The sequence below is a fragment of the Halobacillus sp. B23F22_1 genome (assembly GCF_043497005.1).
Taxonomy (GTDB): domain Bacteria; phylum Bacillota; class Bacilli; order Bacillales; family Halobacillaceae; genus Halobacillus_A.
In genome coordinates, this window is record NZ_JBIEKE010000003.1 from 700,795 (window position 1) to 727,738 (window position 26,944).

At 39.8% G+C, this 26,944-nt stretch carries 20 protein-coding genes; 5 read left to right on the top strand and 15 right to left on the bottom strand.

Annotated elements, in window-relative coordinates:
* Nucleotides 1–4 precede the first annotated feature (4 nt).
* The 7 genes from ACGTNH_RS18320 to xylA form a co-directional block, all read right to left on the bottom strand.
* Nucleotides 5–682, bottom strand: coding sequence for a ThuA domain-containing protein (locus ACGTNH_RS18320; protein ID WP_394588545.1), 678 nt, complete (start codon nt 680–682; stop codon nt 5–7).
* 20 nt (nt 683–702) lie between these two features.
* Nucleotides 703–2,268, bottom strand: a complete 1,566-nt coding sequence (locus tag ACGTNH_RS18325) for a glycoside hydrolase family 43 protein (RefSeq protein WP_394588375.1) — start codon at nt 2,266–2,268, stop codon at nt 703–705.
* 29 nt (nt 2,269–2,297) lie between these two features.
* Nucleotides 2,298–3,119, bottom strand: a complete 822-nt coding sequence (locus ACGTNH_RS18330) for a carbohydrate ABC transporter permease (RefSeq protein ID WP_394588377.1) — start codon at nt 3,117–3,119, stop codon at nt 2,298–2,300.
* The gene (locus tag ACGTNH_RS18335; RefSeq protein WP_394588378.1) at nt 3,120–4,103 is read right to left on the bottom strand and encodes a carbohydrate ABC transporter permease; all 984 of its coding nucleotides are present in this window, start codon (nt 4,101–4,103) and stop codon (nt 3,120–3,122) included. It lies immediately after the preceding gene.
* Between the two features lie 71 nt (nt 4,104–4,174).
* Entirely contained in the window at nt 4,175–5,461 is a 1,287-nt protein-coding gene (locus tag ACGTNH_RS18340; RefSeq protein WP_394588379.1) for an extracellular solute-binding protein, read from the bottom strand.
* Between the two features lie 549 nt (nt 5,462–6,010).
* On the bottom strand, nt 6,011–7,510 hold the full coding sequence (gene xylB, locus ACGTNH_RS18345) for a xylulokinase (protein WP_394588380.1): 1,500 nt from the start codon (nt 7,508–7,510) through the stop codon (nt 6,011–6,013).
* A 5-nt stretch (nt 7,511–7,515) separates the two neighbouring features.
* A complete protein-coding gene (gene xylA / locus ACGTNH_RS18350) occupies nt 7,516–8,841 on the bottom strand; it encodes a xylose isomerase (RefSeq protein WP_394588381.1) in 1,326 nt (441 codons plus the stop codon).
* Between the two features lie 171 nt (nt 8,842–9,012).
* Between xylA and ACGTNH_RS18355 the strand changes: the two genes are divergently transcribed.
* From ACGTNH_RS18355 to ACGTNH_RS18365, 3 genes are all read left to right on the top strand, one after another.
* Nucleotides 9,013–10,218, top strand: coding sequence for an ROK family transcriptional regulator (locus ACGTNH_RS18355; RefSeq protein ID WP_394588382.1), 1,206 nt, complete (start codon nt 9,013–9,015; stop codon nt 10,216–10,218).
* Nucleotides 10,219–10,224: 6 nt separating this feature from the next.
* Nucleotides 10,225–11,841 carry a glycoside hydrolase family 43 protein gene (locus tag ACGTNH_RS18360; RefSeq protein WP_394588383.1) on the top strand — a complete coding sequence of 539 codons (1,617 nt, stop codon included), beginning with the start codon at nt 10,225–10,227 and terminating at the stop codon, nt 11,839–11,841.
* Nucleotides 11,842–12,001: 160 nt separating this feature from the next.
* Nucleotides 12,002–13,162 carry an ROK family protein gene (locus ACGTNH_RS18365; RefSeq protein WP_394588385.1) on the top strand — a complete coding sequence of 387 codons (1,161 nt, stop codon included), beginning with the start codon at nt 12,002–12,004 and terminating at the stop codon, nt 13,160–13,162.
* An 81-nt stretch (nt 13,163–13,243) separates the two neighbouring features.
* Here ACGTNH_RS18365 and xylE read toward each other — a convergent pair whose 3' ends face one another.
* The 8 genes from xylE to ACGTNH_RS18405 form a co-directional block, all read right to left on the bottom strand.
* Nucleotides 13,244–14,662: a D-xylose transporter XylE gene (gene xylE, locus ACGTNH_RS18370; protein ID WP_394588546.1), complete on the bottom strand. Its 1,419-nt coding sequence runs from the start codon at nt 14,660–14,662 to the stop codon at nt 13,244–13,246.
* 627 nt (nt 14,663–15,289) lie between these two features.
* Nucleotides 15,290–16,774 carry an alpha-N-arabinofuranosidase gene (locus ACGTNH_RS18375; protein ID WP_394588386.1) on the bottom strand — a complete coding sequence of 495 codons (1,485 nt, stop codon included), beginning with the start codon at nt 16,772–16,774 and terminating at the stop codon, nt 15,290–15,292.
* A 37-nt stretch (nt 16,775–16,811) separates the two neighbouring features.
* Complete coding sequence (locus ACGTNH_RS18380) at nt 16,812–17,450, bottom strand: YesL family protein (RefSeq protein ID WP_394588387.1); 639 nt, start codon at nt 17,448–17,450, stop codon at nt 16,812–16,814.
* Nucleotides 17,451–17,519: 69 nt separating this feature from the next.
* On the bottom strand, nt 17,520–18,362 hold the full coding sequence (locus tag ACGTNH_RS18385; protein ID WP_394588388.1) for a carbohydrate ABC transporter permease: 843 nt from the start codon (nt 18,360–18,362) through the stop codon (nt 17,520–17,522).
* A complete protein-coding gene (locus tag ACGTNH_RS18390; RefSeq protein ID WP_394588547.1) occupies nt 18,362–19,243 on the bottom strand; it encodes a carbohydrate ABC transporter permease in 882 nt (293 codons plus the stop codon). Before ACGTNH_RS18390 ends, ACGTNH_RS18385 begins: the two co-directional genes overlap by 1 nt.
* Before the next feature lie 129 nt (nt 19,244–19,372).
* The gene (gene arfA / locus ACGTNH_RS18395; RefSeq protein WP_394588389.1) at nt 19,373–20,881 is read right to left on the bottom strand and encodes an arabinosylfuranosidase ArfA; all 1,509 of its coding nucleotides are present in this window, start codon (nt 20,879–20,881) and stop codon (nt 19,373–19,375) included.
* Nucleotides 20,882–21,125: 244 nt separating this feature from the next.
* Nucleotides 21,126–22,466, bottom strand: a complete 1,341-nt coding sequence (locus ACGTNH_RS18400) for an ABC transporter substrate-binding protein (RefSeq protein ID WP_394588390.1) — start codon at nt 22,464–22,466, stop codon at nt 21,126–21,128.
* A 414-nt stretch (nt 22,467–22,880) separates the two neighbouring features.
* Nucleotides 22,881–24,020, bottom strand: coding sequence for a GntR family transcriptional regulator (locus ACGTNH_RS18405; protein ID WP_394588391.1), 1,140 nt, complete (start codon nt 24,018–24,020; stop codon nt 22,881–22,883).
* 662 nt (nt 24,021–24,682) lie between these two features.
* Here ACGTNH_RS18405 and ACGTNH_RS18415 point away from each other — a divergent pair.
* The gene (locus ACGTNH_RS18415; protein WP_394588392.1) at nt 24,683–25,546 is read left to right on the top strand and encodes a hypothetical protein; all 864 of its coding nucleotides are present in this window, start codon (nt 24,683–24,685) and stop codon (nt 25,544–25,546) included.
* 56 nt (nt 25,547–25,602) lie between these two features.
* On the top strand, nt 25,603–26,730 hold the full coding sequence (locus ACGTNH_RS18420; protein WP_394588393.1) for a toxic anion resistance protein: 1,128 nt from the start codon (nt 25,603–25,605) through the stop codon (nt 26,728–26,730).
* The last annotated feature ends 214 nt before the right edge of the window (nt 26,731–26,944 follow it).

Here is a 26,944-nt window from a genome sequence, read left to right on the forward strand (position 1 = left end):
CAGCTCAACCTACCCCCTTTTCATTTTCTTTTCTAGCTGCCCAAGTAAAACCTTTTCTCATTAGCGAAACGACCTCCGGCATACGGACAATTTCTGCCACGTGTCCTAATGAACAGTAATACACCCTTCCTTTTCCCCATTTCTTACTCCATACTACTGGCATATCCACTTCCCCATTAGACTGGTGAGGACCATCAGCTATCGGAAATCTGGTAGTAGCATGTACATAAACTGCGGGGTCAACGTGCATGTAGTATTGCTCTGATTTCACTTGAAAATCTGCTAATCCTTTGGTTAACGGATGATCTTGATCTTTAATTTTTACAGTATAGGTCACATCATTATCACCTGGATGAGCAACCCACTGGCCTCCTGCCATAAACTGATATTCTGTAGCCATTCTGAACGAGTCCCCTAGCCCGCCATGTAAACCGGCCAACCCTGTACCAGCAGACACGGCTTTCAATAAGGGCTCTAACTGTTCGTCAGTTATTGTCCCTTGCGTCCAATTGGGAACAATTAAATCATAAGCTGTTAAGTCTTCTTTTTCTAACGTTTCCAGTGTGTCGGTCACGTTCACTATAAAATTCTCTTCTTTTAATATACCTGCTAAAATGTCGGCTACTTTTTCTGGCTCATGGCCTACCCAGCCACCTTGAAAAATTAGAGCATTTTTGATAATTTACAACTCCTTTCTAGAATTTAAAGTTTTTTATAGGAAAAATATTTGAAATCTGCGTATTTGAGCTGCCCGCTTAAGTCTTGCACAGTCATTCCAACAAATGTACCGGTGAAGCGAATTAAATCTGCATCATCATCCGATAAATGAGTATAATCAATTTCACTTACCACTGTTTCCCACTGCTCCCCGTCCAGTGAATAATAGAACGTGAGCCGCTCCTCTTCTATACTGGCCCTTAAATAATAGTAATTCTGTATCGGGAGTGATATGTCCTGCTTTAGCAGTTCATCGTACTGTCCGTGTTTCGATTGAATGATTCCTAAAACGCTCCCGTTGTTTTCATCATGGGTTATTCTTAAATAAACGTAATCAGTCGTATCATAATAAATGATCAAACCAGCCATCTGCTGAAAGTTATCAGGCCGAAAGTCCAAACATGTTTCCAGTTCTACATGTATGCTTTCAAGGCGTCTAGCGACCATGCTTTGTTTATGAAGAGAACTCATTGATTCCTGTCCCTTTAAACGAAGGTGGCCGGGCCTCTCATGTAAAGACATCCATTCCTCGCTAAAAGGTCTTCGGAGAGAATTCCAATAGTGTTTCAATGAAGTGGTTGAGAAGTCATCCTGCTCCCCTTGTTCAGGCACCGGTGCCGGCTTTAAATCCGGAGCTTTAATTTTCACTTGAGGACTAGGTCCATTTTCTACACGTATCCAGTCATCATCCGTCCAGTAACATTTTTGCAGGGCCGTTTCTCTTCCAAGGACACATTTTTTCTCTTTAACAGGTCGCCCGCATAAATGGGCCATGTACCATTCTCCCTCCTGCGTTTCAACAAGACTGGCGTGACCAGCTTTTTGCAGTTCATCATCATCATTCGATGTAAGAATTGGATTAGTTGGATCAACTTCATAGGGACCAGCCAGATTTCTGGAACGGGCGATAGTTACGGCATGATTATAGCCTGTACCTCCTTCAGCAGTAACCAAGTAATAGTAACCACGCTGTTTATAAATGTGAGGAGCTTCAGTCAATCCTAATTTTGTCCCTTTAAAGATATTTTTGATGGGACCTACTAATTGATTATCTTTCACCGAAAACTCCTGCAGTGCAATACCTGCAAAAGAATTTGTACCTTTGCGGTGATCCCAAATCATATTTAACAGCCACTTCGATCCATCTTCTTCATGGAAAAGTGATGGATCAAAACCACTGCTGTTTAAATAAACAGGATCAGACCATGGTCCATTGATGTCCTCGGCTGTTACGAGGTAATTATGTGTGTCCTTAAACGCACCTCTCCTACTTTTCACATCAGTATAGATTAAATAAAACTTACCTTCTGAGTAACTTAAACAAGGTGCCCAAACACCGCCTGAATCAATGTTTCCTACCATATCTAGTTGAGAGGTTTCCGTAAGCGGGTATCCTAACAGTTCCCAGTTTCTTAAATCCTTAGATTGATAGATTTGTACTCCTGGAAACCATTCGAATGTAGAAACAGCTATATAATAATTATCCTCTACTCTTAGAATGGACGGATCTGGATGATAACCGGGCAACACAGGATTCTCAATGCTATTCATACAGACTATTTTCCTCCTTTATTTGAGTTTTAACCTTTAACTGAACCTGCCGCGATCCCTTTAACTATTTTCTCCTGGGCGATAAAGTAAATTAATAGCAGCGGAAGACTGGCAAGAGTTAAGGCTGCCATAATTCCTGGCACATTTACAGAAAACTGGCCATAAAATTCCCTTAAGCCCAGCGGCAGCGTAGCGTTTGCTTCCGAATTCGTTAACACAAGCGCGAAAATGAATTCGTTCCAAATTTGTATAAAGTTATAAATGGCTACTGTAGCAACGGCAGGTGTTAGTAGAGGGAATAGAATTTTCCAAAATAATCGAAACTGCCCGCATCCATCCATTTTAGCTGACTCCTCCAATTCTTTCGGCAGTTCCTTAAGAAACTGCGTAAAAATTATAATTGAGACGGGAAGAGCAAACGCAATGTATGGTCCCGGGAGCGCCCAAATCGAATCATATAATCCTAGATTTCTTGTTAATAAGAAGATGGGTATCAATGTCGTATGAATGGGGATCATCATTCCTACTAAAAACAAAATAAACAACGGTTTGTTTAACTTAAAACGCATTCTCGCAAGTGGATAGCTCGCCATAGCTGCCAGGATGATTACAGCAACTACTGAAATCACTGATACGACGACGCTATTGAAAAAGAAACGAAAAAATTCGGATTCAAACAGAAGTCTGTAATTTTCAAATGAAAAACTTTCGGGCAAGGACCAGGGAGAATTCATAAACTCAAACTGAGTTTTAAAAGAGGTGTTAACCATTATGAAAAAAGGAACACCTGTAAACAAAAACAGTAGAATCGCCACCACATAAAGAGGCAGTTGTTTTAATTTTTTAATCATTTAATTCTCCCCTTTCCTTCTTTGTTCTAAAGTGATGATAATAATGGTAACGATTAGAGCAATAACGAACATTGTAAATGAAATACTGCTCCCATATCCCATATTAAAATTAGTAAAAGTCTGTTCATACATATATGTCGCCATCAACTCTGTAGAATTATTCGGACCGCCATCTGTCATAACATAAATCAAGTCAAAATACTTTAAAGCCCCGATGATCGAGAGGATGGAAGAAGTAACTATAGTGGGTATTAATAAAGGAAGCGTAATACTGATAAATTTCCTTCTGGGGTTCGCCCCATCAATCTCAGCAGCTTCATATAATTCCTCAGGAATCCCTACAATCGCCGCTCTAAATAAGATCATGTAAAATGGAGCAAACTGCCAGCAAACTGTGGCAATAACAGCCCAAATTGCTGTTTCTTCATTTCCAAGCCAGCCCCTCTGCCAGGATTCTAACCCTATTTGTCCAAGGAATTGATTAATAATGCCAAAATTTCCATCGTAAATATAAATAAACAGGATACCAATGGCCACAGTGGACATTAGGAACGGCATAAAGTAAACAGAACGAAAAAACCTCATTCCTAAAATTGGACTGAATAGAAGAAGAGCCATAATTAATCCTAAAGGTAATTGAGTCAATAAAGAAGCTGCGACTAACAAGAAGTTATTTTGTAAAGAAGTCCAAAATACCCCATCGCTGAACAGGGTGATGTAATTCTGAAAACCTGTAAATAACATGTTGTCATCTATTCCTGACCATTCAAATAAACTATAATAAAAAGTCATCACAATTGAGTAAATAACATATATTCCATAGATCAGCAGGGCAGGGGCCATAAAACCAATAATCACCCAGAGATCTTCCTGTTTTTTTGACTTCTTTGGTTTTTCAACACGTACAGGCCTTGGTGGATGATAAACGTTATCGTTTATTTCTCCTTGTTCGTTTTCATTAATTTTATCAGCATGATTACGCAAGCTTTTTCACCTCGCTATGATAAGAAAACTACACCAAAGTATGAATATACATTGATGTAGTTTTCAATTTATTATTCCAGTACTTCTTTTGCTTTTTCTTCCACTTCAGTTGCCGCTTCTTCAGGGGTGATTGATTCTCCAAAAAGTGCCTGCGTAGTATCTAAGTGCACTTCAGCTAATTCAGGTGGAAGGGTTTGATCGTAGAAAGTCTGCATATATTCTGCCCCTTCTAAAACGTCGCTGATTTCCTGAACATACTCATCTTCATACTCAACGTCTTGGACTGCTGAAATGGCTCCATCCTTGTTGGCCAGCTGCTGGGCTGTTTCTTTACTAGTCAGTTCATTAACAAGTTCCGTTGCAAGATCAGGGTTTTCACTTTTTTCAGAAACGGAGAAAACAGGGCTGACCCCGCCTACAATATCTTTATTTGATCCCTGGCCACCTTCTATTGAAGGAAATAAGAAGAACCCTAGTTTTTCTTCAAATTCAGGCATATCATCTCTCGTAGTTCCAAGCATCCAGTTCCCCTGAATGATCATGCCTGCCTGCTCTGCATATATAAGCTGGCGTGATTGTCCTGTATCAAAGTTCATGCCATTAAACCCATCTGGGAAGGCATCCATGGCTACAAGTTCTTGCAGCTTTTCCCCTGCTTCTACATAAGCTTCATCATCAAACCCACGCCCTTCACGATTGTATGCTTCGTTAAATAGCTCAGGGCCTCCTATTCTTTCAGCTAAATACATGTAATAGAAAGAACCCGGCCATTTCGATTGATTGGCAATAGAGAAAGGAGTAATGTCGTTTGATTTAAGGGTCTCAATAATTGTAAGTAAGTCTTCATAAGTTTCCGGCTCTTCCAGCCCGTACTCCTCAAACATCTCGGTATTGTACCAAACCGGGACGATGTCCATTGCTAAAGGTGCACCATAATTTTTATCTTCAAAAGTAGCTGGAGTGAGCGCTGCAGGTAAAAATTGATCAGGGTCGATATCTTCAGAGATATCTTTAACTTGCCCTGCATTCACAAATTCTTCAAGCCAGCCCCCTCCCCATGAATGAAACACATCAGGTGGAGTGCCCCCGCCCATTGCTACGCTTAACTTAGTTTTATATGGATCGTTCTCTTGTCTTACGACGTCCACGGTGACGCCTTCATGGGACTCTTCAAAACGTTCTACCGCATCTTGTAAAGCTTTTTCTGATTCACCTGTTTCAATGTGCCAAAGAGTAATTGTATCTGAATCACCTGAACCTCCAGACTCCCCATTGGTCGAACTGTTTCCACCACCCTGACAGCCTGCTGCAAATATCAACACGAAGATGGCTGTAAGAAACATTTTTCTTTTTAACATAGATACCTCTCCTTTTTTGTTAACGCTTTCACAGTGAAGTAAAAATAAAAGCAAATATTATTCATATGTGCTCCTCCTTAACTCACCTCCCTAACCAAAACTAAGTTCGTTCATCGAATTAACTAATTAATGTCATATTAACCCATCGTTTTTAGAATAGCAAGTCAATTTTTAGATTTTTAAATCATTTTATAGTATAAAACTATATTTCACTTAGTACATGGCGTGGCAGTGTCTATGATGTAGATCGAATCATTAACGTCTTGAAGAACGGAGAGAAGGCATTACAGCTAAAAACTTATAAATTCAGCTTCTACTTAATGATAGAATCCGAACAATTTTATAGAAATCAGTTCGGATTATTGTATGTTGAATCGAATATACACGATCGCTTCGTCAACATACTCTGCTTTCCACAGGCACAAACCTCATCTTATTAGAAAGCAAAGAGCGCTTTTCTGCAGTGTTTTCGGCTCAACCCTACTTACGTAAATTCTAAAATCTGTTTCACATCACCGAAGAGGCTGCCTAATATAAGGCAGCCCCTCACTATTTTCGATAATGCGCTAGTTGTTCGTTTAGACTCGCAGTTTGTGTATATACCTGTTGGTAAATTTTGAACAATTGGATGTATTCTTCTACCTTTTCTTTCTCAGGTTCAAATGTTCGGTCCACCTTAATGAATGCTTCTGCACAACTTTGAAGAGAGGCAAACCAGCCGCATCCATATGCCGCTAACATTGCTGCTCCGATCCCAGGTCCTTGCTCACTCGATAACTTAACAATATTCGCATTAAAGACATTAGCCTGCATTTGCAGCCAATATTCATTTTTTGCGCCTCCCCCGGTGGAAATGATGGTATCGATTTGCTTGCCGTTGTTACGAAAGATCTCAATCGATTCATTTAATGAAAAAGTAATTCCTTCCATTACGGCGTGTACGAATTCTATTCTACTATGCATACGGTCCATACCTATAAAACTTCCACGGATTCCGGCATCAGCGTGAGGGGTTCTTTCACCGGCTACATAAGGGGTGAATAATAACCCGTTCGACCCCGCCGGGACATTTTCAACACCGTAAGCAAACTGTTCAAATGATTCATTACTTGCGAAAACATCTTTGAACCAATTTAAACTATAGCCTGCTGCTAACGTGACGCCCATTGTATAATACGCCTCTGGAGCTGCATGATTGAAATAATGCACCCTGCCGCCAAAGTCTTTATGATTACTGGATTCATAGGATAGAACGACTCCTGAAGTCCCTACACTGCATAACGTTTTTCCATCTTCTAATATACCGGAACCGACGGCACCACATGCGTTATCAGCGCCACCCGCAAAAACCTTAGTATGTGGAGATAGCCCACTTAAGTCAGCTGCTTCCTGAAGCAATGTACCCGTTTGATCCGTTGAAGCGACTAAAGGCGGGCATATTGATGCGTCGATATCTAGAATCTGGCACAGTTCTCGGCTCCATTCTCCTGCATTCATATCCAGCAAAAGCGTACCTGCTGCATCAGAATATTCCATCGCTAACTCGCCGGTTAACCGATATCTTACATAGTCTTTTGGCAATACGAACGATTTTGCTTGTTTGAAAAGATGAGGTTCATTCTGCTTTACCCACAGTAACTTAGGGAGAGTGAACCCCTCAAGAGCAGGGTTTTTCGTAATGCCCAGCAGTCGTTGTTCGCCAACTTTTTCATAAATTTCATTACATTGTGCCGTTGTACGCGTGTCATTCCATAAAATCGCATGTCGTAACGGATTGTTTTTTTCATCCAGTAATACGAGTCCATGCATCTGACCGGAAAAGCTGATACCCTCAATCTCATTGTCTAAAGCTGGACCTTGCTTTACTAGTTCTTTTAAGCCGGAAAGTGTCTCTTTCACCCACTCTTCGGGATTCTGCTCACTATACCCATTTTTCTCTTGAATAAGTGGGTAAGATTTTGAGACTTCGTACTGTATACTTCCTAATTCATCCACGAGTAATAGTTTGACAGCACTCGTTCCGAGATCAACTCCGATTACATATTTCATGTCTATCATTTCCCAGCATAAGCTTTTAATAGATATTGATTAAGTGTAGATTTGATTCTCTCTAATTGGCCGGACTGCTGTTTAATATCATTCAGCTGGAGCGCATGGTTTTCTAACTTATGGAAATTAGTTTTTCCTTCTATGATTTCTTTTCCAATGCCCTCGCTGAAACTGCTGTATCTTTCTTCAATGATACTTTCTAACGCTCTGTCTTCAAGGAGATTATGTGCCACTTTTAAACCGACTGCAAAGCTGTCCATTCCAGCAATATGGGCGTGGAACAAATCTTCTGGAGCAAATGATCCACGGCGTACTTTCGCATCAAAGTTCAACCCGCCTCGGCCCAGGCCTCCATTTTTTAAGATTTCATACATAGCAAGTGTTGTTGTATAAAGATCTGTAGGAAATTCATCGGTATCCCATCCCAACAAAGGATGCCCCTGGTTCGCATCCACAGAACCTAACAATCCATTTACACGGGCGTAATGCAGTTCATGCTCAAACGTATGGCCCGCAAGCGTAGCATGGTTGGCTTCGATATTGAATTTGAACTTATCGGCAAGATCATACTTTTGTAAAAATGCATATCCTGAAGCGACATCGAAATCGTATTGGTGTGATGTTGGCTCTTTTGGTTTTGGTTCAATTAAGAACTGAGCATCAAAATTGATTTCCGAAGCATAATTTACCGCCATTTTGAAAAATCTTCCAAGGTTATCTAGTTCAAGCCCCATATCCGTATTTAGAAGAGTTTCATAGCCTTCGCGGCCACCCCAGAATACATAGTTTTCCGATCCTAATTCCTTACCTATTTCCAACCCTTTTTTCACTTTAGCAGCAGCGTAGGCAAATACATCTGCATTGTTAGAAGAGGCTGCACCATGAACGAATCTAGGGTGTGTGAAATTATTAACCGTGTTCCACAACAGTTTTGTTTTACTATCTTTCATGTAATCTTTAATCATCGAGACTATTTCATCTAAATTCTGATTAGATTCTCTAAGAGAATTCCCTTCCGGAGCGATATCCACATCGTGAAAACAAAAATAGGGAACACCAAGCTTCTCAAAGAACTCGAATGCCGCTTCCACTCTGGCTTTGGCCAAGTCCATACCATCATAATGATTCCAAGGACGTACAGCAGTACCTGTACCGAACGGATCGGATAAATCCTCCGTAAATGTATGCCAGTAAGCTACCCCGAAGCGCAGGTATTCTTCCATTGTCTTTCCACCGACGATTTCTTCCGGGTTATAAAATTTAAATGCAAAAGGATTTGTAGAATCTGATCCCTCGAATTTAATCTTCTCAATCTCGTTAAAGTAAGCCATGTATAATTCCTCCTAAACAAGTTTTGGTGTAACCGCTTTCTTTGTTATGTAATCTCCTTTCTAAAGTTTTTTGATGTACTAAAAGATTATCAAACAAAACTTTGTTTGTCTAGTGGATAAACAAAGTTATATATGCTATACTTTAAAAAAATTGAAAGTGAAGGACCTCGAATGACTAAAAACAGTGGATGGAACCAAAACACGATTAAGCACGGAAATAAATCCCTCATATTAGAAACAATTTTAAATTACGGCCCCATTTCGAGAGCTGAAATTGCTAATAAGATTCGTCTCAACAAAGGGACTGTTTCCTCGCAAGTTGCCGAACTTTTACATGAAGAACTAATCTACGAAAAAGGACCTGGAAAATCAAATGGAGGAAGAAGACCCCTCATGCTGTTGTTTAATCAAAAGGCAGGTTATTCGATAGGCATTGATATAGGAGTTAACTACATACTAGGTATCCGAACTGATTTGCAGGGTACGATTTGTGAGGAAGTTTCTGTTCGATTTCAAAATCTATCCTTAGACCATATGATGAATACGCTATATGAAGTTATTGATAATCTAATTGCCTCCTCTCCCTACAGTAAATATCATATTGTTGGAATCGGAATCGGCGTACCTGGAGCTGTGAATAAAGAGGGTAAAATACTTCTCGCCCCCAACTTAGGGTGGCAGAATGTTCATTTAAAACAGCTTGTAGAAGAGAAATATAATTTTCCTGTCCTTATTGAAAATGAAGCCAATGCTGGAGCTTATGGGGAAAAAACTTTCAGTCACAATCAGGAGAAAGATATAATCTATGTCAGCGCCGGTGTCGGTATTGGAGTTGGTCTCATTTTAAATGGGGAGTTGTACCGGGGGGCCAATGGTTTTTCAGGGGAATTCGGACATATGACTATCGAAGGTAACGGCAAAAACTGCAGATGCGGAAACAAAGGCTGTTGGGAAGTTTATGCTTCTGAGCAAGCTCTTGTACCATCCTCCGACTTCTTGCAGAATAATACGGACACTTTAAAAGATATGATTACCAAAGCACGAGCCGGAAACAAAGAAGCGATCCAAACTTTCCATTCAATTGGACATTATTTAGGTATAGGAATCACAAACATCATCAACTCCTTTAATCCCACAAGAGTCATCATAGGGAACCGATTAACAGAAGCTAAAGAATGGATTGAACAACCCTTACTCCAATCCACTGCAAACCGCGCCTTGTGGTTTCAACGAAATAATTTAGAAGTCAGCTTCTCAGAATTAAACACCTATTCTACCGCATTAGGAATGACCGCTTTTTCTTATGAGTCATTTTTAAAAGGAAATCAAGACTATCAAAAGCTGATGGTAAATGAAACAAATAATTTATTGAGGTGATGAGAGATGACAATTATTAAAAACCCAATTCTTACCGGCTTTAACCCTGACCCCAGTATTTGTCGTGCCGGCGAAGATTATTATATTGCTGTATCTACATTTGAATGGTTTCCGGGCGTAGGCGTTTATCATTCTAAAGACCTTAAAAACTGGCGCTTAGTTTCCCGGCCGTTAAACCGGATTAGTCAATTAGACATGAAAGGAAACCCTGATTCAGGAGGAGTGTGGGCTCCTGCACTATCCTATCAAGATGGACAATTCTGGCTTATTTACACTGATGTAAAGGTGGTTGATGGTCAGTGGAAAGACTCTCACAACTACCTTGTCACCTCCGATACCATTGACGGCACGTGGTCGGACCCTATTTATTTGAACAGTTCTGGATTTGATCCTTCCTTATTTCATGATGACGACGGTAAAAAATACTTAGTAAACATGGTCTGGGATCACCGGCCAAGTAACCATAGCTTTTACGGAATCGTTCTACAAGAATATAGTGCTGAAGACGAAAAACTTGTAGGGAAACCAGAGATAATTTTCAAAGGGACAAATGCTAAACTAACAGAAGCCCCCCACCTTTATAAAATAGAAGGACACTATTATCTCCTTACAGCAGAAGGGGGAACTAAATTTGAACATCAGGCAACATTGGCTCGATCAAAAAATTTACGCGGTCCTTATGAAGTACACCCGGAAAATCCACTCATTTCAACTTTGAACCATCCAGAAAATCCGCTTCAAAAAGCTGGTCACGCTTCCATTGTGAAAACGCATACAGAAGAGTGGTTTCTCGTCCACCTTACCGGGCGAACTTTACCAAAAGAATCGAACACTAATCAGGAACCCAGAGGGTACTGCCCTCTAGGAAGGGAAACGGCCATCCAGCGTTTAGAATGGAAAGATGACTGGCCGTATGTAGTGGGGGGAAATCAACCATCTCTAGAGATTGAAGGGCCGGCGATGGCCGAAGTCAGATGGGAACCTAAGGCATTGAAAGATGATTTTGATTCAACGCGTCTTAGCCTTAATTTCCAAACATTACGTGTTCCTTTAGAAGATCAAGTCATCTCTTTAAAAGATCATCCAGGTCACTTAAGAATTTATGGCCGCGAATCGTTATCATCTTTATTCACTCAAGGTTTTGCAGCCCGTAGATGGCAGGATTTCAATTTTCAGGCTGAAACGAAAGTGAAATTTGAACCAAATAATTTCCAGCAGTCAGCTGGTATTGTAAACTACTACAATACAAAAAACTGGACAGCTCTCCAAGTCACTTGGGATGAACATTTAGGTAGAATACTAGATATCACTACTTGTGATAATTTTCAGTTTGAACAGCCTCTAAGTAAGAAGCTCTCTATTCCAGCTCACGTAGAATACATCTATTTGCAAGTGAACGTAGAAACTTCAACCTACAGTTATTCTTACTCATTTGATGGGGAAACCTGGAACAGAATTCCTCTCACGTTTAAATCGTATAAACTATCCGATGATTATGTAGAAGGCGGAGGCTTTTTCACAGGAGCGTTTGTCGGTATGCAGTGCCAGGATACATCAGGACAAAACTTGCATGCAGACTTTGATTATTTTATATATAAGCCTCGAGTTAATAATCACGAATGAATAAAATGCTTGAAACCGTGGGCATCGAAATAAAAGAATCTCCCTCTTAAGAAGGGAGATTCTTTTACTTCAATAAGATATAACAATCCGAATAATAAACAGGTTTATGGTACAATTAAACGAACAAAAATGCTCTAGATATAGTTTGGAGGACTCTTTCATGTCAGGGTATCAGCAAACCATTAAGTCGCAAAACAAATATCAAGTATTACAGACAATTATTGATCACGCTCCCTTATCACGTACAACTGTAGCCAAGCAACTCGGCTTGACAAAAGGAACTGTTTCATCCTTAGCAGCTGAATTAATTAATGAAGAAATTATTATTGAATATGGACCCGGTACTTCGAGCGGTGGGAGAAGGCCTGTTATGCTGCTTTTTAATGAAAAAGCGGGTTATTCGATAGGCATAGACGTAGGCGTTAATTATATTTTAGGAATACTCACAGACCTTAAAGGCGAAATAGTGGCAAAACAAAAACAAACGATTCATGCATATGATTTTAATAAAATGTTTCCGAATATCGTAAAAACCATTCAAAAATTAATAGACGATTCCCCTGCTTCCCCCTATGGAGTCGTAGGGATTGGTGTAGGAGTACCGGGTATAATCAATCATAAAGGAACTATTCTTTTTGCACCTAACCTTGAATGGGAAAACATAGACTTGAAAGAGAAATTACAGAAAACTTTTAATGTCCCTGTAACGATTGAAAATGAAGCTAATGCCGGAGCCTATGGAGAAAAAGTATCAAACTCCTTCACTCCTCCTCTAGTCAATAATATTACCTATATAAGTGCAGCAATTGGAATTGGTGTTGGATTAATTATTAATGGTGAAGTGTATCGAGGAGAAGAAGGATTCTCTGGAGAATTCGGCCATATGATGATTGATATTGACGGCAGAGAATGTTCTTGCGGCAGCAAGGGATGCTGGGAAATGTATGCATCAGAAAAAGCAATTCTTCTAGAAGCAGAACGTCTGTTAGATATTGATAGTAAATTAACCTTAGAATTTCTCATAAAAGAAGCCGAAAAAAATTCTAAGGTAGAGGAACTATTTGAAAGAATAGGGTATTATCTAGGTTGTGGAATCAGCAATATCGTAAACTCTTTTAATCCTCAAAAAGTAGTGATTGGCAATCGCCTCGCACTTGCTGAACACTTGTTAAAAGACTCCGTATGGAAGGCCATCAGTCACCATACTCTTAATTTTCATAAAGAGAAGTTAGAAGTAACCTTTTCTTCTTTAACCCCGTATTCGACTTCCATAGGAGCGGCCCATTTTATGAATGAAAAGTTTTTAACTAAAATTCAATAAAACACTCCCAGCCTGAACGAAGAAACGCGTAAAATCAAGATTTTAACTCTGATTTCACGCGTTTTTTTCATCCCATACTGATTATTTAACGGAATATTTATTAAAGTGCTCCTCCTTAGCATTTCTTTTTAATCTCATTTCCAGTTGTTCAAGCGACTTACCTTTTGTTTCAGGTACAAACTTCCACACAAACAATGCGGAAAGAATGCTCATAACTCCATAAAAAGTATATGTGAGCCCCCCACTATATTCCATCATCATCGGATACGTTGAAGAGATAAAATAATTAGCTGCCCACTGAGCTGCTACAGCGAGTGCAACTGCTTGTCCTCTAATTTTATTAGGGAAAATTTCCGAAATCAGCACCCATACAATCGGACCCCAGGACATCATGAAGGAAGCCGTATAAATAATAATAAAGATGAGTGTACCGATACCTATTACATTAGCGTAAGCCATGCCAGCCACACCGAACATTCCAACAGTCATCCCGATCGAACCAATAATTAATAAAGGTTTCCTGCCGAATTTATCAACCGTAGCAATGGCAATTACCGTAAAAATTACATTAACTAACCCCATAATAATCGTTTGGAACATAGAAGCGTCCCGTGCTGCACCCATACTTTCAAATATACGAGGAGCGTAATACAGTGCAACGTTTATGCCTACAAATTGCTGAAAGACAGATAGAAGAATTCCTACAGCAATGACAGTAACTCCAAATGAGAATAATTTTCCTTTTTTCGAATCAAAAGACTGGTTTATTTCATATAGAGTAGCTTTAGCCATCGTTTTATCATAAATTTTCATAAGAATAGCTAGAGCTTCCTCGTTCCTATTTTTAGATGCTAGGTACCTTGGTGTTTCTGGAACTGTAAATAACAGAACAAGAAACAAGAATGCTGGTATCGCTTCAGAAGCGAACATATATCTCCATCCTATGTCATCTATCCATGTTACAGTCTGCCCCCTAGCAATTCCCCAATTAACAAAGTATACGACTAACATTCCAAAAATAATCGCAAACTGATTCAAGGAAACTAAACGTCCCCTTAAATGAGAAGGAGCAATTTCTCCAATATACATGGGGGAGACAGCAGACGCTAAACCTACCCCAATTCCACCAATAATCCTATAAATATTAAATATTACAAGTAACCCATATGTAGGTTCCCCGGCAGTGAAAAACAAAAATTCCGGATAAGCAGAGCCTAAAGCCGATAATAAAAACAAAGAAGCTGCTAATATCAGCGTATATTTACGCCCAATTCTTGTAGAAAAATAACCCGATAATAACCCGCCGATTATACAACCAATTAATGCACTGGATACTGTTAATCCATGAGTAAGAGAGCTTATATCCATCCCTGCAGAGAAATACCTTTGTAAAGAACCTTCCGCACCTGAAATAACAGCCGTATCGTACCCGAATAAAAGCCCACCTAATGTAGCAACTAGCGTAATTAATACAATATAAATACTTTTAAAGTTTTTCATGGTTGAACGAGTAGATAGCAAACTACTCTTCCTCCTCCCCTTCTAAAAGAAATCGCTTTCAGTATTTAGAATTGTACCAATTAATTGTTAGTTTGTACAGCGAACGAACAAACTTTTTTTAATTATCGTTATTTCTTTTATTATAATTAAGATTTTATGGTGGGGTTTTAAGGTTGGCAGCTCCTGCACGATCCGTTTGTAAATAATATTTTCTTTTAAGGAATCAATGAGTAACATTTATGTACAATCCATTGCCTTGAAAAATGGTTTCTTTAACCCTTTCAATCAATTCAAAATCCCGCCAATTGTTCCATCTAAATCCAGTAAAAAAGCTTCCTTCTGATTATATTTGATATAGATCTCCTTCCCATCACCAAGGTCTTCTTGAACTGCTGGAGAGCTCTCACATTTTTCTTTTTTAATTTGCGCTAGAAATGACGGGTGAACAGGATAGGCAATTTCTTTCTGCTTACAGTTGATCAAATCAAATAAAGGCCCGTACAACGCTCTTTTAATTGAAATGCTTCAGTACATCTACTTGAAGGAGTTTCTACGGAATGTGTTTCTTCAACTAACTTCATCATATCCTTATATCCTTTGAAAATTTCATAGAGACCTCTCCATTGTTTAAGTATCCATAGACATAACAACTACAGACATCGGCGGCAAATTGATAGAAATCTTATCTTCTTCCTGTTCAAAGTTTGTAAACTCTCTTGGGACTACGTGATCGGGATGCTCAAATGTATTCATTTCGTTTCTGCTATTTGTTTTAAGAATTCTTCCCTCAACGGAAGATGGAACGGTTCCTCTTATTTCTGTAAGGAGGTGGATACCTGCCTTGTAATCAAGATTGCAATAACTAATATGAACCTTGCCATTCACTGATTTAGAAGCCGATACACTGACTTGATCATAACCGATCCCGCTTTCTCCAATCTTCGGAGAATCCAGATGAAAAGCAAGCTTCTCAGCATCTTGATGAACTTTGTACATTTCATACACGTGATACGTGGGTGTGGTTATCATGTGTGTTCCTTCTGTTAATATCACAGCTTGAAGAACATTGATGGTCTGAGCAATATTAGCCATTTGAACGCGATCGCAGTGATTGTTAAAGATATTGAGTGTGGCACCGGCTACCAGTGCATCTCGTATTGTATTTTGCTGAAAAAGAAACCCAGGATTTGTACCAGGCTCCACATCGAACCATGTGCCCCATTCATCAATGATCATGCCGACCCGCTTTTCGGGGTCATATCGATCCATGATCTTTCCGTGATTTATAATTAATTGTTCAATATGTAATGCCTTCTTCATCGTAAGATGCCACTCTTGATCACTAAAGTCTACAGCCGAACCCTTGCCTTTATGGAAATCTCCCGGAATAGTGTAATAATGCAGGCTTAATCCATCCATTAGAGAAGCTGCTTCTCTCATTAAAACTTCAGTCCAATTATAATCGTCATCGTGTGCACCGCCGGCAATTTTATAAAGTCCTTTACCCCCATAATCTCGGACATACGTTTGGTACTGGCGGTATAGGTCAGCATAATAATCCGGACGCATGTTTCCGCCGCATCCCCAGTTTTCATTACCTACTCCGAAATATTTGAGCTTCCATGCCTGTTCCCGTCCATTTTGCTGACGCTTTGCCGTCATTGGAGATTCACCATTGAAGGTCATATATTCTATCCATTCTGACATTTCTTGAACTGAACCGCTCCCTACGTTTCCACAAATATACGGCTCTGCACCTAATAATTCACATACACGTAAGAACTCATGGGTGCCGAAGTGGTTGTTCTCAACGACTCCGCCCCAGTGAGTATTTACCATTTTTTTTCGTACTTCTCTTGGACCCACCCCATCCTTCCAATGATACTCATCTGCAAAGCATCCTCCGGGCCAGCGCAGAACTGGAATATTTAACTTATTAAGACTTCCTATAACATCATTTCTGATGCCCTCTGTGTTAGGTATCGATGAATTTTCCCCGACCCAGATTCCTTCATATATCCCCCGCCCTAAATGTTCAGCGAAATGGCCATAGATATTCTTATTAATTGTCCCTTCAGTAACATCTGCTTGTATGATTAGTTGGCTTTCCATAAGCTTAATCCTTCCTTTCTTATCGTTCTAGAAAAACTCAAGAAGCGTATACTTCTTTCTCTTCTTTTACAGGAATTTGCCTAAACACTTTCATTGTCAGCCACATCCAACCGAGCACACTCACACTTATATAGAAGAATAAAAGAAGAACAGGAAGACCTAACGAGTGGTACGTAATTGTGAAAAGAAATACGAGAACGGCGGCGGAGATATGAAGTTTAGTCAAGCCGACGACTACTGAATTTTTTACGTATTGAAACGTTTTTGCTTGATAAGAAATCAGCATAGGGAAACTCCATAAGACTACAAGACTGTAAAAGAAAACAATGGTATAAAAAGAGAAAGGAACAATAAAAGATAATTGCCCCGGTGCATTTACAATTAATTGGTAGTTGACATACAGCACGGCTCCTATAAATGTTAAAAGCCAACCCAATTTATTCGCTGCCATGAACTCTCTTTTATATAACCTCTTAAACACTTCACCAATTCTCCGATCTCTTTCTCCTTGAATCCATTTTTTTGCGACTCCAAGTGCTGCAGCTGTGGAAGGAAAAACACCCGCTACAATCAACCCTCTGATCGAGTAATAAAACCAAAGCAAGTTTAATAATGTTAATCTCGTAATCCAGAAGAGGATGCCATCTAAGCTTTTAACTATTTTTTCACTGTTCATATCTTGTGCCCCCTTTGTATTATTCCGGCGTCAAGCAAGGTGCGGAAAACTTATAACTCCCAGGTGCGGTCAGCCTTTTACTCCGCCCATCGTTAAACCAGATACAAAGTAGCGCTGAAAAAAAATAAACAAAATGATAATAGGGATAATAGTCATGACAGAGCCTGCTATCAGGACATCATAGTTATTTCCATAAGGTGTTAATAAAGTAGCCAATCCAATGGGTAAGGTGAACATATCATTGGAGCGCAGAACAAGCAGCGGCCACAAAAAGTTATTCCAGCTCCCTAATCCCTGTAAAATTGCCATTGCGGCCATTGAAGGGCCCATTAAAGGCAGCATTATTTTAAAGAAAATTCCATACTCTGTAGCTCCATCAATACGCGCAGCATCCATCAGCTCTTTAGGTAAACCAATAGCGTACTGTCTAAAGAAAAAGACGGCAATTGGAGCTACAACCATAGGGAGGATGACTGCTAAATAACTATTAATCAATTGAGCGCTGATCATCATTTGATATAAAGGCAGCATTAATATCTCAAATGGGACCATTAAGATAAACAAAACAAGTACAAAGAAGAAATTTCTTCCTTTAAAATCATATAATGCTAAAGCATATCCAACCATTGATGAGAAAAAGAGAGATAATACAATGGTCAAAGCGGAAATAATTAAACTGTTTCCATACCAGCTCCAATAATCTCCAGCCTGTGTAAAGATATATTCATAGTTGGACAAGTTTACTTGATTCCAATCGATAGCTAGAGTGATACCCTTTCTCATCAGTTCAGAGGAAGGAACGAAAGAAGAAAGCACAAGACTAATGATTGGAAACAGGGCAACAAAGGAAACAATTGCAATACTTACATTTGCTAACCATGAGAGCCAAGAGTTTTTCTTTTTCGCTTTCATTACGCATCCCCTTTCTTAAACGTTCCTGTAAATATTAAATAAATGATACTTACAATAAAGATAATCAGCATGAGAACAACTCCGACAGCAGCGCCAAATCCCATATCGTTCTGCTGGATCCCCTGCTGATAAATGTAACCGACCATAGTTAATCCAATGTTCCCCGGCGAGCCTGATTCCCAGAATACAAAGCTTTCTTCAAACATTCTAAATCCATTGATAATCGTGATTGTACTAACAAAGATGATGATAGGTTTCAGCTGCGGGATCGTTATAAATATAAACTTCTGAAACTTTGTGGCACCGTCTATATCAGCAGCTTCATAAAGTTCTTCAGGTACGGTCTGCAAGGCGGCCAAAAAGTATAAAATATTAACCCCCATCCAGCGCCAGGATGACAAAGTAACCATAAGCAGCATCCCAGACCAGGCAGAGTATCGCCAGTTTACCGAGTCAAAACCTAACAAATTAACGACTTGGTTAGCCATCGCACTGTCCTGTTCACCGAACATTAACCGAAAAATCATTCCCCCGACAATGGTAGAAGTTAATGCTGGAATGAATAACGATGCTCGAAAAAACGTTTTAAATCTAACCATTTTTGAATTGAGCATGACTGCTAGAATCATAGGAACAATAGTAAGGATGAGAACAGTAAACACGACATAGACCGTGGTATTGCCCAAAGCTTTATAGAAAGTCGCGTTAGGGATCCGAAGATAGTTTTCAAGACCTATAAACTGAACCTGTCCTGGTAATACGCTTTGGAAACTCATAATAATCCCATGTATAGCTGGATATAGTGTTAATACTAAGAATGATAGTAAAAAGGGAGAGACAAAAATATATGGAACAACTTTTTTAGAATTTAATATTTTCATTAACTTGCTTGGCTCTTTTCGCTCCTTCTCCCGATACTTCGTACTACTATTTAAAAACGTATTCACCTGATACCCTCCTACCCCCTCCGACGAGGAAGGGGGGAATTTAGTTAGCAGTTGTTCCAAAACCTATTTCTTTAAACGAATAACATTCCAGGACGTCTTCTTTAATACAGCTTCTAATTTTCCATCAGTCAGGGCTGCTTCCCCGCGATTATGCGGCTGAACCGCCTGATGTCCAGCTGTATTAACAGCTTTTAGATCTTCATGTTCAAGTACACTGTGTTCCACGACTGAATATCCTTCGAAGCTTCTCACATCCGCCTGGAGTGGGATATCTTCGCTTAAATGTTTATTAACGAGGAAAATTGTAACTGCTTCAGATTCTTCATCATATACAGCTGCACTATCAATATAAGGAACATCTGTAAACTCTTTACTATCGTATTTCGGCGAAGATAGAACAGGTTTAAGTGAAATTCCTCTTCCATAGAGTGAAGCGTGCATGTAGGGATAAAAAATTGTCTGTTTCCACGATCGGCCGTCATTCTCAGTCATGATCGGTGCAATAACATTGACAAGCTGAGCCATGCAGGCCATTTTCACACGGTCCGCATGCTTTAGAAGCGTGATCAGCATACTGCCTACCAGCAAAGCATCTTCAAAATTATAAACGTCTTCTAGTTGGGGAGGAGCAATGGACCATGGCTCAATTGCTTTATCCTGATCATTAGAGTGATACCAGACGTTCCATTCGTCAAAACTTAAATGCATGGTTTTCTTGCTGCGATGCTTCGCCTTTATGTAGTCACAAGTGGAAGTTACGGTATTAATAAAATGATCCATTTCCATATTCTTTGCTAAATAGTTCGCCGGATCATTTGCCTTATTTCCGTAATATTGATGCAAAGAAATATAATCTACTTCCTCATAGGCGATATCCAGAGTCGTCGCGTCATACTCAGGGAATGTAGGCATCCCTGCATGGGAGCTCCCGCAAGCTACAAGTTCAATGCCCGGGTCGACAAGTTTCATTGCCTTTCCTGTTTCTTTAGCTATCTTTCCATATTCGGCGGCCGTTTTTTGACCAACCTGCCATGGCCCATCCATTTCGTTCCCTAAACACCATGTTTTAATATTGTGGGGTTGTTCATAACCATGCGACCGACGTAAATCACTCCAATACGTACCTTTCGTGTGGTTCGTATATTCGATTAAGTTTCTGGCAGCGTCGATTCCTCTTGTCCCTAAATTTACTGCCATCATGACTTCAGCATTCACTTTCTTTGCCCAGTCCACAAATTCATTTGTTCCCACTTCATTTGTTTCAATTGTTCTCCAGGCCAATTCAAGGCGTCGTGGTCGCTCTTCTTTCGGACCTACACCATCCTCCCAGTTGTAAGCAGATACCATATTCCCCCCAGGGTAACGGACTACAGGGACGTTCAATTCTTTCACAAGCTCTATGACATCCTTTCGAAATCCTTGTTCATCTGCTTCAGGATGCCCTGGTTCATAAAACCCTCCATAAACCGCCCTCCCTAAATGCTCAATGAAAGAACCATATATCCGTTCATCCACTTTACTAATTTCATAGCTTTTATCCAAGATCATCTTAGCCTTTAACTGTTCAGCCATCCAGATACACCCCTCTGTTTTTGTATGCGTTTTCAAAATACAAAAAAACAACTACTTCATCTACTATTGATGTTCGTATCACATCCGAACATATGCGATATCATCATGCTCGAATTCTTAACTGGTACGTATAAGTATATGTGTCAAGTATAGTCAAAACCTGACTTAATTTCAACTGTTTTTTAAAAATAGACAAATTTCAGAAAAAAGAGAGCAAGTATTAATTACTCGCTCTCTCTTCGTCCTATTGCATGTCTCTAATCTTGTCGGCCGCTTCCTTCAGGGATTCTTCCGGTGTTTGGTTTTGTTCCCTGATGACATTTTGAAAAACGTTAGTTGAGAATTCATTTTGAACATCTGGTGTGTGTTCAGTAATGTTCAATGTGTTTATATCATCGCGAATATCCAGGAGGGTATCAAAAATACCATCCCCAAAATACTGATAATACTGATTATCCTCTCGAACCTCTTCGCTTTCCCAAACTTCCCATCTCGGAGGATCAAATCCTAGAACTTTCCAAAGATTTATACTCCCCTCTTCTGATAGTTTTGTAAAAGCTAAAAATTCCTTGGCCAGCTCAGGTTCCTCTGAGTGGTTTGTCACAACAGTTCCTGTACCGCCCATACCAGCCGAGCGCTTTCCGCCTTCCTCCCAAGCTGGAAGAGGACGAATGGCCATTTTGCCTTCCAAATCCGGCATATTTTCAATAAATCTACCCATATACCAAACAGGCATAAGAAGGGAGGCTGCATTTCCATCATTCATATAACCGTAAAATTCTTCTGCGTGCGGCTCTCCCCCAGGAGTGATTTCGGCAATTTCGTGTTCATAAATAGCATCATGCATGAACTGCAGAGTATTTATATTTGTTTCATTATCTATTGTTACTTCCCCATTTTCATCAAAAAAATCTGAGTCCTGCTGGGAAATCATCGGCCAGTAATCAATATAATCTCCTGTATTTACGTTCCACATTACAGAGTCCGTTTTATCCACCACTTCTTTACCTGCCTCTACGAAATCATCCCAGGTTTCAATGGAGTCAATATCTACCCCGGCTTCATCCATGATTTCTGTATTGTAATACATCACCGTCGCACCAACATGAGTAGGAAGGCCATAATAAGTATCATCTTTGGCATAAATCTCAAATCGCTCTTTTACGGAATCCTCAAGAACAGGCTCAACATATTCATTCATAGACTCAAGCTGCGGCTCACCTTGCATATAGTTTGGAAATTTCGATATTTCAATATCAGCTATATCAGGTGCTCCTTCGCCTGATTGTAAACTCAGTAACAAGTTATTGTGCATTTGGTCGTATGGATACGTTTCTGCCACTAATTTAATAGGTCTGTCCGGATTTTCTTCATTCCATCTTTCGGCGGAATCTCTAAATAAGTCAACGTGTTGGCCCGCAAACGTCCAAAAAGTTAATTCCGTCGCATCTTCTACATCTTCCCCTATAACTTCCACATCATCAGCATCACCTGAAGCTCCCTCATCTCCTCCGCCGCCTCCACACGCAGCTAATACGAGCATTGCCATTATGCCAAATAAAAAAAGCAGTAAACTTTTTTTCAATTCTATCAGCCCCCTATTTTTTTCACTCCAATATACTTTATACCCACCAGCCTCAATCTACCCTCCCTCTTAATTTTTATCGCTTTTACCATCTAAGCACCCCTAATGATAGCGCATACATTTTATGAGATGCTCATGAAGATCAATAAGTAGTTGAATAAATCTTATCACTCAGATTCATACCAGTCAATAAATTTTGAATATTAATTGTTTTATCTTATACGTACATTACGATGAAAATATCTTTATGTACTTAAATCTTATAATAAGTTTAAGAGTTATCCTCATTAAAGTCCCTCCACAATAATGATTTAAAACTTCATAAATTATTTGAAATATTTCATCTGTACCCTACAACTTATATGTAATTAAATAAAGAAGGTTTGCTCTTAGTGGCAAACCTTCTTTATTGCTTTACTTTGCTTTCTCCAAATCTCTTCCTTTTACAGGAACCTCACGTGTGGAACTTCTTACAATTAATTCAGTAGGGTACTTTACACTCTTAATCTCTTGTTTCAATTCTTTATGGTTATGCTGCTGCTTAATCATATCGAGAATTAGTTTAGCTGCCGTTTGTCCAAGCTCTGCTTTTGGATGCTGTACGGAAGTTAACTTAACTTCGGAAAGTTCGGTTAAAAAGGAATTATCAAATCCGACAATCGAGATATCCTGAGGGACTTTCATATTCTTTTCCCTTAGAACGTTGATCAGCCTGATTGCCAGTTCATCATTATAACAAACAATTGCCGTTGGCCTTGCTTCAATATGAGTCAGAAGCTGGGTTAGTTCTTCAACTGGCTTCGTCTCTTTTTCATCTGTTTGATACGTATTAAGCAGTTTTGGGTTAATAGGGACTTTGTGCATCCTGTGTGCTTTTAAGTAACCTTTCATTCTTAAGTTTCCCTGCATATCATCCGTCTTAAAAAATCCCAGGATATCCCTATGTCCTTGTTTAATTAAATGCTCTGTCTGTAAAAAGGCACCTCTCTCATCATCAACTAACACACTAATCGGTTCTAAAGCGTCATAATAGGCATTAATCATTAAGTAAGGGATATTGAGCCTTTCAAGGTTAAGGTAATAATTAATATTAGGATTTGAATAAGCACTTTTGGTTGGTTCTATAATCGCTCCATCAAAACCTTGCGTAATAATCTTCTCCAGATATTCTCTTTCTTTCTCATGGTTGTTGTTCGTATTAAATAAACTGACATTATACCCCGACTCGCTTAAATAAGCTTCAGCCCCACGGATAATGGAGGGGAAAATATAATCAGAAATGTACGTAGTTATAATGGCAATATTCTTTCTGGGCAGGCTGTTGCTTTGAGCATCTCGTCTCGTCCGGTCCGCACAGAAAGTTCCTGCTCCTTGTTCCCTGTATAACCATCCCTCACTGACCAGTTCTCCAATCGCCAGCCGGACCGTATGACGGCTGACATTGAATTGCTTCATCATTTCGCTTTCCGATTGGATTTTATGGTGTGGTTCGTATGTTCCATCCAGTATTTTAGATTTTATCGCTTTTTTCACAGTTCCGTACTTTGTTTGCATGCTTTTCACTCCAAGTCCACTAACATATTCGTATAAGTTAGCATACCACACATTATTAACTTATAGTTAGTTTTAGATACTTTAATTAAAAAGAAAAAGCCAGCTTGTACAGCCAGCCTTTACCTCCATATTACTGTGTTCCACTGCATTTTTTTCAAGGATTTCAAAGTCGTATTTTCATCGATTGTTACACACTCGATACCTGTCATTTCAGCAAAGTCTTCTAGCTGCTCTGCCGACAAAGCAAACAAAAGGGCTGTATGAGGCGTACCATCAGCATAATCCCAGGCTGCTTTTTATTAATGTCCATACGAAAGATTCCGCCTAATTCAGTGATTGATACATTTACTGCATCCCCCACCACGCTAAAGGGATAAACTTGTACGGAAGGCTTTATCGCTGTGATATTGGACAAATCTCCACATGTGTAACCCTGGCACCCTCTCATTCCCTTCTTCTAAATGATATATGTGTAACCCTCCATAAATTTATCTTAAAAACGAAAGACAGCATGTGAACGTCCCTACTATCTATTTCTTTATATTCTGGTGGAGAGTCCATAGGCATTTCTTCATATCAAACCCCGATTTGTGGTATTCTTGAAGTACAAATGTATACTTTTTGTCACGGAAAAGGAAGGAATCCAAAGGGGCTGACGAAGTATGGAAAACCTCTACTCTGCGCTTGAGAATTTGGAAAGAACATTCATGCCGCACACCTCCGAATATCAGCGCTATATCGATTTTCACACGATGAGAGACATGAAGCAGGTCATTAAAGGGAAACACCCTGTTCACTTCGATCTGGATATAAAAGAACTGGCAGAGATGAACATGAGGTATATTTTGGATGGATTTTGGAAGGGTGTCTTTTTCACTGCAGTTATTCCAACTTCTAATACGTTCAAAGCTACCATCGAGATGTACGGGAAGCCGCCGCAAATGCTGCTTGGCCGGTTTGAAATGGGAAAAGAAGAAACATCATTTTCCCCTACGTTTTTAAAGGAAGAGTTTACAAGGAGAAAAGGGCTTGGAGACACATTGCGTGATTTTTCCAAAATTTTATACGCGTATGTGAATTCCTACGTGAAGCGCAGGGAAACGTCAGGGGAGGAAAACACTTCGGACTATCTAGAAGAAGCAATCCTCGAAGGCTGGAACTTCCCATTTCTTGAAAACCACCCTGATCTTCACAAGGAATGGAAATCTCTAAAAAAACGTACAGTGCAACAACTTAGACGCATAGAAGAACTCGAGATCGAAGAACAATACGCTCTTGAGACGATGAAGAACAAAGACGTCCCTAAATTTATCCAATCATTTCAGCGGCTGTCAGAAGTCAATATGAAAAACCGGAAAGATGAATTGTTGGAGACGATATACGATTTGCGTAAGTTCATCGAAACCCTTGAACATAAAGAAGAAGAAAGTTATGCGCATAATTTTGCCAGAAGCAAGGGAATTATTGCTTCCAAGTATAATAAGGATGACGAAAGCTACTTCCTCCAAAAGGAAAAAGATGTTTAGCAGCCGTCCGTTATATTCTTATCGAAACCAACTAACTTCAGATTGGAGATATGGACATGAGTAAAAATTCTTTCCTGAGAGACAAAGAAGCTGAAATGAACCACCAGGACCTGAGAGAAGCGATGACTCTTATTGAAAAAGAAGATATCGATCGTCTGAATGAAGAGGCCGAAGCCTACGCGGAAAGGTTCAAATCTTCCAGAGACGACTCCCTTTCAGAAGTGATGAGAGAACTCGGGGACCTCGGAGAAAAGGAACAGCGCGTCGCCGGGGAGACGATGGAAACGTTAAAGCGCCCGGTAAACGACCTCATGACCAAAGGCAATAACGAGATCCCCGAAACATTAAATGAACTCGAGACGATCGTGTCCGACCTTGATCCGAAGCGCACCGAAGGCAACGGCCTTCAGAGGTTCTTCTATAAAATTAGCAAAAAGCAGCCCATTGACCGTTACATGAAGAAGTATGAAACGGTCGACTCAAAGATTGATACAGTAGTTCGCAGTCTGCTTGCGGGAAAAGACCGCCTGGAGGAAGACAGCGTTGAATTGCAGCTTATCAAAGAAAACGCCCAGAAGCGTATTTATGATTTGGACAAGCAAATCTATCTTGGGAAGAAGCTGTTTGAGCTCTTGAAAGAAAAAGAAGCTGCAGGCGACTACGATCTGGCGCTGCTTACGGAAGGAAAAGAGAAAATCATTACGAGGACGAGAAACATGACCCAGATGAAGAGTGTGCTGCATCAGAGTATCTCTTCTGTGGATATTATTAAGAAAAACAATGAAAAGCTGAAGGAATCGATTCGTAATGCGGTGACACTGACGAAAAATATTATTACTGTTTCCGCTTCGATTCAGCTTGCGTTGAATAATCAGCGGAAAGTGATCGATACGGTGAACGGTGTCAATAAAGCGACCGAGCAGATGCTAGTCTCGAACTCCAGGAATCTAAAGGAAAATGCGGAAGAGACAACACAGATGATGGAGAATCCGGCAATCAGTATGGAAGCTCTTCAAGAGTCTTTCGATAACGTATTTGAGGCACTGAAAACGACAGAACAGTCGTCCGAGCGAATCATAGCTTCGAGTGAACAGTTCATCGATGAGATGGATGCTTTAAACGAAAACGTCCGGAAGAAATTATCCCAGACCGGCAGTCATACCCAAAGAGCGCTTCATGACTGAAGCGCTCTTTTATATGTGAAGCGGGAACAATAGTGTCTCACCAACACATGAGTGATTTTTTACGTACAAGAAAATTTTGCTGATATCATAGTAATGTTCTTTTAAAGAGCTCAACAAACCAATCAAACCTAATACTGCTTCAATCACATTAAAAAGCTGTATCCCTCTGCTTTTCAAGTGCCAGAAAAAAGGGTATGGATTATAAACTAAAAAG